Source organism: Moraxella sp. (genome assembly GCF_024227015.1).
GTDB lineage: Bacteria > Pseudomonadota > Gammaproteobacteria > Pseudomonadales > Moraxellaceae > Moraxella.
Genome location: NZ_JAAELD010000028.1, coordinates 1 through 645, shown reverse-complemented (window position 1 = coordinate 645; position 645 = coordinate 1). Strand labels below are relative to the sequence as shown.

Annotated in this window: 1 protein-coding gene; it reads right to left on the bottom strand. The window is 49.1% G+C overall.

Translation table 11 applies throughout. The annotated features are described in order from the left end of the window. On the bottom strand, positions 1-645 hold a 645-nt coding region (locus GY683_RS00595; protein ID WP_297286904.1), incomplete at both ends, for an NAD(P)H-dependent glycerol-3-phosphate dehydrogenase.

Genomic DNA, 645 nt, shown 5'->3' with positions numbered 1-645 from the left:
TAGCACCCATGGCTACACCTAGTCGAGTGATTTCAGTCAGACCACGCGCGATAATAGCCGCTTTGGCATTGTCTCCGTAGCCCAGACCATGAAGGGCGCCCGCGCCAACTGCGATGATATTTTTAAGAGCGCCAGCTGTTTCTACCCCAATAACATCGTTATTGGTGTAGAGGCGGAAGTAGCGGTTGCTGAAGAGATTTTGGACATACTTGGCTGCATCTAGGTCCTTGGAAGCGGCAGAGATGAGGGTGATGTCCCGAACGATGGTTTCTTCAGCGTGACTTGGTCCAGAAACAACCACGATTTCGCTGCGGAGTTCTGCAGGGATTTCCTCTTCTAAGATGGTTGACAGGCGTTCATGGGTATCAGGCTCCAAGCCTTTTGAGGCGTGCATGACCACCACCTTGTGGTCCAAAACAGACGCCACTTGCTTGGCTACCAAACGGGTCACCTTTGTCGGCACAACAAAAAGAACAGCATCAACGCCATCCAAAGCCTCCGTCAAATCCTTGTAGCCCTTGATCTTCTCATCTAAAACGATATTTTTGAAATAGCGGGTATTGGTGTGTTTCTCGTTGATTTCGTCAATCTGGTCTTCTAGGTTTCCCCAAATCCGCACTTCATGGCCATTATCATTTAATACCT